The organism is Desulfovibrio sp. (assembly GCF_047607245.1).
GTDB lineage: Bacteria > Desulfobacterota > Desulfovibrionia > Desulfovibrionales > Desulfovibrionaceae > Desulfovibrio.
The window spans coordinates 1-10944 of sequence record NZ_JASGDK010000103.1; the positions used below are offsets into that span (position 1 = coordinate 1).

6 protein-coding genes are annotated in these 10944 nt (G+C 50.6%); 3 read left to right on the forward strand and 3 right to left on the reverse strand.

Going from position 1 to position 10944, the window contains the following annotated elements; translation table 11 throughout:
* Positions 1 to 281 precede the first annotated feature (281 nt).
* Positions 282 to 1868, reverse strand: a complete 1587-nt coding sequence (gene nikA / locus QM579_RS08370; protein ID WP_414998713.1) for a nickel ABC transporter substrate-binding protein — start codon at positions 1866 to 1868, stop codon at positions 282 to 284.
* Positions 1869 to 1925: 57 nt separating this feature from the next.
* Between nikA and QM579_RS08375 the strand changes: the two genes are divergently transcribed.
* The 3 genes from QM579_RS08375 to QM579_RS08385 all read left to right on the forward strand — a co-directional run bounded on the left by QM579_RS08375 (position 1926) and on the right by QM579_RS08385 (position 6575).
* On the forward strand, positions 1926 to 2099 hold the full coding sequence (locus tag QM579_RS08375) for a hypothetical protein (protein WP_414998714.1): 174 nt from the start codon (positions 1926 to 1928) through the stop codon (positions 2097 to 2099).
* Between the two features lie 742 nt (positions 2100 to 2841).
* Positions 2842 to 5217, forward strand: coding sequence for a choline trimethylamine-lyase (cutC, locus tag QM579_RS08380; protein WP_414998715.1), 2376 nt, complete (start codon positions 2842 to 2844; stop codon positions 5215 to 5217).
* A 437-nt stretch (positions 5218 to 5654) separates the two neighbouring features.
* On the forward strand, positions 5655 to 6575 hold the full coding sequence (locus tag QM579_RS08385; protein WP_414998716.1) for a DUF2333 family protein: 921 nt from the start codon (positions 5655 to 5657) through the stop codon (positions 6573 to 6575).
* A 178-nt stretch (positions 6576 to 6753) separates the two neighbouring features.
* Here QM579_RS08385 and QM579_RS08390 read toward each other — a convergent pair whose 3' ends face one another.
* A complete protein-coding gene (locus QM579_RS08390) occupies positions 6754 to 9687 on the reverse strand; it encodes a xanthine dehydrogenase family protein molybdopterin-binding subunit (protein WP_414998717.1) in 2934 nt (977 codons plus the stop codon).
* Positions 9688 to 9783: 96 nt separating this feature from the next.
* On the reverse strand, positions 9784 to 10944 hold a 1161-nt coding region (locus QM579_RS08395), incomplete at its 5' end, for a c-type cytochrome (RefSeq protein ID WP_414998718.1).

Genomic DNA, 10944 nt, shown 5'->3' on the forward strand with positions numbered 1-10944 from the left:
CTACCTCAGCCGGATCTGAAGGGATCAGGTTGATGAAGACGAAGCACAGGAAGGAAATGCCCAACAGAAGTGGCAGGGTGGCCAGAAGCCTTTTGATGACGTAGTGTTTCATACCCTTGGTTCCATAGTTCCGTAATCTCGTAGCGTCGGGTTTCAATCTCCCGGTCCGTCGTGGCTGACGGGCCGGGAGATTCCAGATATGCGTCCGGCTGGAAGGGCTTTCCGGGGGAAGCCGGGCATTTCTGGCTCATTTGCGCGGCATGTCGCCCGCATGAAGTCAGTTATTGGGCCATGTAGATTTGCGTAAAGGGTACTTCGTACTGAGTTTGGGTAAAACCAACGCCCTTGAGGTCTTTGTTGAAAAGAGCCTTGTTGCATTCAAAGGTCAGGGGAATGTACACGGCATCTTCATGCAGGTGGGTCAGCACATACGTATAGAGCTTCTGCCGTTCTTCTTTGTCGGTAGTGGTGGGTATGGCCGTGATGGCCTTGTCAATTTCGGCCTTGTCATCCAGACCAAGCTGGGCGGCGTAATCGCCGTACACGCGCTGGCGCATGGCGGAAAGCGAAGACTGGGGATCGTAGGGCGTACCCCAGCAGATGTTGAAGACCATGTCGAACTTGCCGTTCTTCATGTTGTCGCGGTAAGATTGTTCTTCCTCACCGCTGATGCTTACCTTCATGCCAAGTTTGCCAAATTCGTGCTGCAAGTACTCGGCAATGTTTTTTTCAGTCACACTATTGCTATTGTAGAGCAGGCTGATTGCCAGAGGTTGGCCATCCTTAATAAGCACGCCGCCAGGGCCGGGCTTCCAGCCAGCCTCGTCAAGCAGGGCTGCGGCCTTTTTCATGTCATATTCAAAAGGCTTGAGGCCAATGTTGCAGTAGGGGACCGAGGGCGCATAAAGCGTGTCGGCGGGGGTTTCCAATCCGTGAAAAACGCCCTTGGCAATAGCCGCGCGGTTGGTGGCGTGTTGCAGCGCCTTGCGCACGTTGAGATCTTTGAGAATGGGGTTGGTGGTGTTGAGCAGTATCTGGCGCGTGGACGTGGGCGCAGAAAGTTCAATGCCGAATTTTTTACTGTTTTTATATTTGTTCAGGGCATCGGCATCCAGCATGTTTTTGCCCCAAATGAGGTCGATCTCACCTTTTTCCAGCGCAAGAATGCGTGTCTGATTGTCGGGGATAACCTTGACTATCACGCGTTCAAACTTGGGTTTTTCGCCCCAGTAATTTTCATTGCGTTTGAAGATCGCGTATTCATCAGTGACGACTTTTTCCAGCGTCCAGGGGCCAGTGCCGATGAATGCTTGTACTCCATCCTTGGTGGAACCATTTTTCATGGCCTTTGGAGATATCATCGCAAAGGGGCGGGTTACGCCAAGCTCGGTCAGCATAGGATAATAGGGCTGACTCATTGTGATGCGGAAGGTTTCGGCATCAGGAGCTTCAACCTTTTCCAACAGGTGCATCATTTCAAGCCACGTATGGCGCTTTTTGTTTTCAATGATGGCATCAAAGTTGGCCTTGATGGCAAAGGCGTCGCAGGGTTCGCCGTCAGTGAATTTTACGCCCTTACGAATTTTGAAGGTATAAACCTTGCCATCGGGCGAAATTTCCCAGCTTTCCGCGAGGCAGGGTTTGTAGCCGTCAGGCGTGATGTCCACCAAGGTTTCAAACAGCATTTCCTGGGCGTACATTTCCCCTGCGTAAAGGTGGGGGTTGAGATCGCGAATGTCACGGTAATTCACGAAGTTCAGAGTGTCCTTGGCCTCGGGAGCTGCATTGCCTTGCTGACCCGTCAGAAGCACGCTGCCAGTAAGCAGGCAGGCGCAAAACACTTGCTTAAACCAGTTGACTTTACTCATCCTACCCTCGGTTGAATTTGAAATGGGATTTCTTTTCCGAGTTTGTGCCATAGGAAAATGAAAAGCCAAAATGGTTTTTTAGCATGGCCTGATATTCCAAATTTGAATATTTGGGTGGATGCGTGGCTTGCAGTAATTGGGGAAGATGCCGAATTATTAGCCAATACTGCTAAGTTATGGAAAATATATCGTGCTGCGCTACATTGGCCCGTCATCGAAAAAGCGGTTTAGCTATGCTTTCTTGCATGCTTGAAATGTGGGGGGCCTGTAGGAGCGGCAAGCACATCTCCTGGCATTCATGCTACGGGCAAGATGGGGGATGCTTGCAGGTATTGATAGGTATTCGATTGGTTACAAGCCGTTACGAGGCTGCTGCTGGCAATTTGATTTAAGGGCAACCAAGGTGGCCTTGTTGTGGCAAAGTCTAATCCTTTTGAGCTCGGCCGATGTGGAAAATCCCATGCGCAGGGATCGGGATCCATACATAGGACACCGCCAAGTCTCACTCAGAAAATACGCAGGGCGCTAAAAGGGCATGGGGCTAGCGCGTGTGCCTCAGTATTGTAAGGCACACTGGGGCATACCTTGTTCATTCTTGGGCGCAAGGTATGCATGTCTTCATTTGCTTTTTAGTTTGGAGTTTAATCAGTCGCGTTGGGTTAGCCATATCAGGTTTGGTTTTTGTGTTCTCCATTGCAGCGAGATATGCATCCCGAAAGGCTTTAGATACAGATGACGCTTGAAACCTGTCTGCTTTGAAAACCATAAAGGTTGCCCGAGGGGGAATGTTATAGAGCGTGTAAATGTCAAAGTTTCGCATCATCCTTATTTAAATATCAAATATGCATGCGGAATAATGCAAGATTATAGTATTGATAAAAGCATTGACTTTCCCGCTGACGGGTACCTTATTGTAAAGTTGGACACGCTATAAAGCACTCACTATTCGTCACGGCAATAAGGGATGTTACAAATGCAAACAGAATTGTCTCTGCGTCTCCTGCGGCTTAAAGATGCGTACTTACAAGTCAAGCCAAGTATCACAATTGGTCGTGCCTTGGCTTATACCGAAGTTGCAAAACAATATCCCGGCTTGCCTAAAAATCTTTTGCGCGCCAAAGCTTTCAGGCGTGCTTGCGAAACTGCCCCCATGCTCATTCAGAATGATGAACTTATTGTGGGGCACCCTTGTGGCAAAGCTCGCGCGGGGGCCTTTTCACCCGACACGGCCTGGAAATGGGTGCGTGATGAGTTGGAAACCATAGGCACAAGAACGCAAGATCCATATTTTATTAGTGAAGAAGATAAACAGATCATGCGTGAGCAGCTTTTTCCTTTTTGGGAGGGAAAATCGCTTGCTGAGGCGTGTGAAGAAGAACTCAGGCAAGAAGGCCTGTGGGAATTTGGTGCGGAAGCCTGCGTGAGTGATCTGACCTATCACATTTCAAGCGGCGGCGGAGATACAAGCCCCGGTTATGACATAATCCTCTTCAACAAAGGTATCTTGGGCTTGAAAGCAGAGGCCGAAGAGCACCTGGCCCAATTGTCGCCGGACGCAAAAGATACGCAGGAGAAAACCTTTTTTTACCAGGCTGCGCTGGAGGTTTGCGAAGGAATTTTGACTTACGCGGCCCGCATCTCTGCCTATGCTCAGGACATGGCCCGGCAAGAGCAAAACCCACAAAGAAAGGCCGAACTGGAAACAATAGCCAAGGTAAACTCTCGTGTTCCGGCCCATCCCCCGCAGAATTTTCATGAAGCTCTACAGGCTATATGGACGATACAGTCGTTGTTTTTGATGGAAGAAAATCAGTGCAGCACTTCGCTGGGCCGCCTCGATCAATATGTTTACCCGTGCTATACTGCGGATATTGCAGCAGGAACGTTGAGTGAAGAGCAAGCGTTTGAGCTTATGGGTTGCTTCATTATCAAATGTTCCGAGATGATCTGGTATACCCCGGCGTCTACCGCAACCTATTTTGCAGGGTACATGCCGTTCATCAACATGTGTGTAGGCGGCGTCAGGCGAGATGGGGGCGATGGCACAAATGGCCTGACCTACCTTATCATGGATGCGGTGGAAAAGGTTAAGATGTACCAGCCGTCGCTGGCATGCCGTATTCATAACCAGTCGCCACAGCCGTATATTGAGAAAATTCTGGATGTCATCAAGGCTGGCGCGGGAATGCCTGCCTGCCATTTTGACGATGCACATATCAAAATGATGCTGCGGAAAGGTTTCGATTTTGACGACGCCAGGGACTACTGTCTTATGGGATGCGTTGAGCCACAGAAATCCGGACGTATCCATCAATGGACTGTTGGAGGCTTTACCCAGTGGCCCATTGCCATAGAGTTTGTTTTTCACCGTGGTGTACTTCCTTCCTATGGAGCAAAGCTGGGCCTGGATACCGGGGACCTTGGCAACCTGAAGACTTACGAACAGTTTGAAGCTGCGGTAAAACGGCAGTTGGATCATATTATCAAACTCACGGCCAGAGGCTCTGTACTTATTCAAAAAACGGTCAGAGACATGACCCCTACACCGTATATGTCTCTGTTCGTAGACGGCTGTATGCAAACCGGAAGGGACGTCACGGCTGGTGGTGCTGTTTTGTATGAAGGGCCAGGAACAATATTTGCCGGGCTTGCTACCTATGTGGATAGTATGGCTGCTGTAAAAAAGCTTGTATATGATGAAAGAAAATATACGTTGCATGAACTGAAAGAGGCTATTGATGCAAACTGGAAGGGGTATGAATCTGTCCACAAGGATTGCATGGCAGCGCCCAAGTATGGAAATGATGCCGATTATGCTGATTTGATTGCTGCAGATATTGTTGACTATACGGAGCGCATGTTTAATCAGCACAAATCTCTTTATGCCCGCCACATTCACGGCACACTCTCGCAATCCTTCAATACGCCTCTGGGCGGTATGATTGGCGCTACCCCCAATGGACGGTTTGCGAAAGCGCCGTTGTCTGATGCTATGAGTCCCTCGCAGGGGGCTGACCGCAGCGGACCCACTGCCATCATAAAGTCTGTTTCAAAGATCAATGTGGAATCGATGAGCCTTGGGATGGCCCATAATTTTAAACTGGCCAGCAGTGTTCTGGATACGCCGGATGGCCGCGCCGGATGGAGCACCTTGCTCCGCACGGCCTCAATTCTTGGTAATGCCCAAATGCAGTTCAACTGCGTGGATAGGGAAACATTGGTTCAGGCACAACAAAGCCCGGAAACACACCGTGATCTTATTGTGCGTGTGGCTGGATACAGTGCTTTTTTTGTAGAACTGTGCAAGGAAGTGCAGGACGAAATAATCAGCCGTACAACCTTGAACTAAGATGTAAAACTGATCTGCTTTATAATATAATGTGGATGGTCTTCATTTTCTGCAATAACAGGCAGCAATGAAGACCATTTTACATAAATATCCCTGAATAAAAATAGAAGTATTTTGCATGAACAGAAAAGGATGGCTGGAACTGACGGGTATGCTGCTGTTCTGGAACTTGAACTATAATCTGCATATAATATATTGATAAGTTTGAAATGAATATATTTTTATCTGCATATCAGATATACTTGTATCTGGAAAAAATATTGTGCGCCGTAACGGAATCAATGCATAGATAACTGTAGTAAAATTTAAATTCCCCACGCCTACTGCTGACAGGGCGTAAATCAGCCTCTTCCCCATTTGCCTGTTCGCCTGTATATTGATTGAGTAACTCCAATTCATGTTCCACAGAAAGAACGATCTCGTTGAGGATTAAGTATATGAAATTGCCTACGCTTCCACCAATTTTGAAATTGCAGGTTGTACTCAAAACTCTGGCCGTTCAGTTGTCTCTTCTTTTGGGCATCTTGTTTCTGGTTTGGGGGGCGCAACGCGCTTACTCGTTGATTGACGCTACAACATTCCCCGAACCCATGCCCGTGCCAGCAGAGGCAGATAAGCTGCCTGAAAATGAAAAAGGAAAAATCCTGCTGGATTCCATCACCTATGAGATGCGGCGGGAACTTGATTCTACCTTTGGCTGGAGCGTTAACGACATAATTTTTAACCGCTTTGTGATGGATAACCGCGCCTATCGTCAATACGGTGTCTACCACGCCACGCGGTTTCTTCTGGATCTTTATTCCAGCCAGATAGCCAAGCTGGGAACCAGCGACCGTGAAAGCGAGTTTTTGTACAAGGCGCGTATCAACAGCTTTGCCATCGACCCACGCAGCTTTATGCTGCCCTCTGCGGAAGGGTCGTACAAAAAAGGTTTCAAGCTGCTTGAGGAATACAAAAAATCTTTGGATAACGGCACTGGCGTGTTCAACTGCCGCTCAGATGACTTGTACGCGTCTTTCGTAGCTGTGACTGGCGAAAATTTACTGGGTTATGCTCTGGGATTGTTGCAAAACGCCCAGGATATGAATTTTTACACTCTGGATAATCGCATCTACGAAGTACAGGGCATTGTGTTGGTGCTGCGTGACTTCATCCACACCCTTTACATGCTGTATCCGGAAATTCGGGCCAAAAACAATGAAGAAAACATGGTTGCTGCCATGTCGTACCTGACCCGCATCTGTGATTATGACCCGCTGTATATTACCTCGTCTTTTAACTCTGGCGAACTGGTGCTCTCGTACTTGCTGTTTGCCAAGGCCAGACTGGAAGACATACGAAACAGCATTCGCATGTAAAATCAGCGTAGCTGCATTAATGAAAAAACGGGCCGCATCTCATGATGCGGCCCGTTTTTTCATGTCATTTTTATTCAACTGAAGGTGTGCCTGCCAGAGGCCATCAAGCACAGTCAGGCGAGCAGGTCAACCGACGCTGACAGTGGCTATCCGCACCTTACAAATAGGTGCTGTGCGTTTACTGTCCCAGAGCCTTTTTGATTTTTTCAGGCGTTACGGGCAGTTCATAGAAGCGCTTGCCAATGGCGTGGGTGATGGCGTTGACGGTTGCCGCAACAACAGGAACCATAACCACTTCCCCTATACCCTTGGTGGGGGAACTGTCAGAAAGCGGTGCAAGGTATTCGGCGGTTTGATTCCAGACAGCCACATCCTTGCCGCGCGGCAACGTGTAACGGTTGAAATTCCAGGTTCCATTGCCCGGCCCGTCGGAATACAAGGGCAATTCCTCCATCAAGGCATGCCCGATGCCCATAGCCAATCCGCCCTGCAATTGGCCGGAAACAAGCTCCGGAACAATCACCTTGCCAGTGTTGAGCAGGTTGTGGTGGCGCATGATTTCAACCTCGCCAGTGAAGCTGTTGACATTGAGCTCAACTAGGCAGGCAGCAGGCGCGTAGGTAGTTACCCCGGCATTATTACGCTGAACCGACGGGAAGTTTACGCTGCTTCTTTTGATGAAGTCGTAACCCCCGGTGGTCATGCGCTTTTTGAGCTTGGGGGCGGCCCCATCGCCGTAGCGTACAGAAAGCACGTCTGCGGCTACCTTGATTGGTCCGATGGTCGGAACGTTAAATGTAGCAGTGGCCCATTCCCAGCGGCTGAAGCAGTGCAGGGAAACTCCGGTTACCAAACCCATTGCGTGAGCTTTTTTGGCAACTCGTTCGAATGAAAGGGTTTCCATGCCGCCACCGCCAATACCACCTTCAACAACGCGCAGATCATTTACTGTCATGAAACCGCTGGATATCTGTCCACCAGCAGGGCCTTCGCTCCATATTGCGCGTGCTGCAGGCCAAAGTGCGTTTTCAAACAGAAACTTTGCAGCCTGCCTTGTGCCAAACCCGATGAAGTAGGCGCTATTTGAGGCACTCATTGCAGGCAGCATGAACGGGACCCAGTGGGGATTTTTCTGAAATTCGTCCTGCTGTTTTTGCGTTGTCGTGTATGGTGACCAGTTGCAGACTACAGGCAGTTCAGGAAACTCTGCAACGCCAAACTCAACGTTGTCAGGTGCTTTACCCAACATGTCACGAACGATAACCTGCTGCGCGGTTGTGGCTCCGGTGCCGATTTCTTGCACGCAGTGGCGCATTCGCACCTTGCCATTGGCATCAAATTCCAGTGTCAGGGCGCTGGTATCTGCTCCGGTGCCATAATCTTTTTGTACCTGCGCAAAGCCGACACCGTACATTTTTCCGGGGTTGGCCTTGTCAAAATCAGCCTTGGCCTTTGCGCGGTTCACCCACAGCGGATGCTTGGCAGCAAGATCAAGCATTTCAGTATTGTTTAACTCGCCAAGCGGCTGCGCGCCTTGTGTGTTTTCATATCCAGCTTGCATGGCGTTGAGCCGGCGCAGCTCGATCTGGTCAATGCCCAGATCAGCGGCAACTTCATCAACCATCAGTTCTGTGATGCTCATTGCCTGAATTGTGCCATAGCCTCGCATGGACCCAGCTTCTACTGCTGGCGTTGCAAGCGCGATTGTGGCGAGGTCGGATTTTGGGAAATAGTAAATCGATTGGGCGGCAGTTGCTGCCACCTGTGCAACCGAGAAGGAGAAGTTGGCCCGGCCGCCGCCGTTGAGATTGTAAAATCCTTTTATGATCTCAAACTTGCCGCTTTTACGGTCGGCGACGATAGTAACGTCCATTTCTATGGAATGCCGCTTTATACCAAGCTGAAACTGCTCGTAACGGTCATTGGCAAGCCGCACGGGCAGTCCGCCTCCATAGAAGCAGGCTGCAATAGCGTAGAAAGGAAAGATGGAATGGTCCTTGGTGCCGTAACCCACGGTGGTTCCCGTGAGAAGCTTGATGGTTTTGACAGGGAAATGCTTGTTGTTTTTGACCATCAACGCTGCAACGCGAGCCACTTCATACGGTGATTGAGCCGCCGTAATTATATGCAGCGTGTGCGTTTTTGCGTCATACCACGCGTTGCCGTTGTCCGGCTCCATCGCGCTTGCGTCAATTGATTGCGAGAAGCCGTGGCGATCCAGCACCAGCTTGTTTTTATCCTGGCGGGCTGCCTCAATGTCTTTCTCAATGTCTGCGGCTGCGTTCATGCCACGCCGCATTGGTTCGTAGGTTTCGCGTGCGACCTTTTTGGGGTCGCGCACACCGCCGCCGCCGCGGTGCAGGGTCAGAACAGAAGCAGGCACAAAAACACCTGTGGGACTTTCGGGTGGCCATACGGGCTTGTTGCCGTCAAAAGCTCCCCAAATGACGGCATCCTGCATGGGCGAATAGACTGACGAATCCGTGGGAGTATCGCCACCAATGCGGATATAGCGCGCCGCGCCGTAGTTGGACGGCGGCTTGGGGCCAGTTTCCGCACCATATTTTACAACACCTTCTGCAAATCGCAGTGAACGTTTTGCAGCTTCAAACCTGTCAAAATCGTGATAGATCAGAAGAGCCACCGGCTGCCCGAGCAGAGGCGGCGTATGCCCCTTTGGCATCAGGAAATTCTGACCATAAAAATCGGTAGGCAGACCCTCGGGCTGAGGAACAGTCACACCATCACCAATCAGGTCTTCATGCAGGATAAGGCGGTCTGGCTGCATATCCGGCCCCAGAATGCTCAGGTCGACTCCTTCAAAGGTGCGGTCAGCTTGCGTTGCCTTGATGAAGAAAGCGTGAGCCTGTTTTTTAGGCCAGCCTGGCAGGTCTTGCGCACGAAAATCTCGCGCAAAGTTCTTTTGCCCTGTCACTTTGTTCAGTGCATCCCACCGATAGCGTACTTTTCCGTCGGGCGATATCCAGTCTGTTGAACTGGGACCGGAATGTATTTCAAGAGCATGGGCGTCGGGCAGGCGTCCGATCAGTACGGAAATGCCAAAAAACGTACCCAGCTTGATAAAATTGCGCCGTGAAATATCAATAGTCATTGTCTTTCTCCTGTTCGGAATCCGTTTGCATCGGAGACTGCGAGTACCGTGAATGATGATGAGCATTGCTTGTAGCAAGGCTGTTCATCATTTCGTTTACTTTACGGCTGTTTCCTGGGCACTCACCTGGCTGGCGGTTACTGGTGTGCCCTGGCCGCCCCATTCCGCCCTGATCCAGGTCACAAGGTCAGCGACTTCAGCATCGCTCATGCGATGCGCAAAGGGTGGCATGGCATACATGCGCTGGCCGTTCTTGAATATCTGGGTAGGAACGCCGTTGAGAATGACTTTGATGAGTGTTTGCGGGTTTTCCATAGCCAATGCCGCATTGCCTTTCATGCCGGGGCTTACATTGGGAATGCCCTCGCCATTTAAACCGTGGCAACCTGCGCAGGACGCCATATAGGCAAGGCGGCCTGTGGCCAAAGGCGTGCCGGATTCTGGCGAAACAGCTTGTGGCAGCGGAGCAGGGGGAGCAGACGGTGTTGTAAGCTTGCCGTTTTCGTCCGTGAGAAGGTAGACGGCAATTGCGTTGACATCTTTTGCATCCATTGCACTGGTTGAGAAGTGGGTGACGGTGTACATAGCGTCAAACGAAGTGCCCTGGGGCGAAATTCCCGTAGCAAGATAGGCGGTTAAAGAAGGAACATCAAAACCACGCTTGGCAAGTGCGGGGGCAGTGATGTTGGGAACCGCCACACCGTCGATTTCTCCGCCTTGCAGGGACCGGGAAAACTCCAGCCCCATCATGAAATTGCGGGGCGAGTGGCAGGAGCCGCAATGTGCCAGCCCTTCGACGAGATACGCGCCGCGGTTCCAGGCCGCAGAGCGTTGGTCGTTGTGAGGCACTTTACGGTCAGGAAAGTTCAACAGCGTCCAGAAGTTCATGAAAGGGCGCACCGGCAAAACAAATACTCCGGTATTGGCCTTGTTAGCTATGGGCATGGCCGGAATGCTCATATTGTAGGCATAAAGCGCGTCAATATCATCAGGTGTTGTGATATGACTGAAGTCAAAAGGCATTGCCGGATAGAGATTACGATTACCCGGTGCTATGCCGTCACGTATAACGCGATGAAAATCGGCACGGGTATAATTGCCAATGCCATACTGCTTGTCAGGTGTGATGTTGGTCGAGAAGAGCGTACCAAAAGGCGTCGGTATGGACATGCCTCCGGCTCCCATTGGCCCTTGAGCCTGAGAATGGCAGCCAAAGCAGTCGCCAGCCAGCGCCAGTTCGCGGCCGCGCGGTATAAG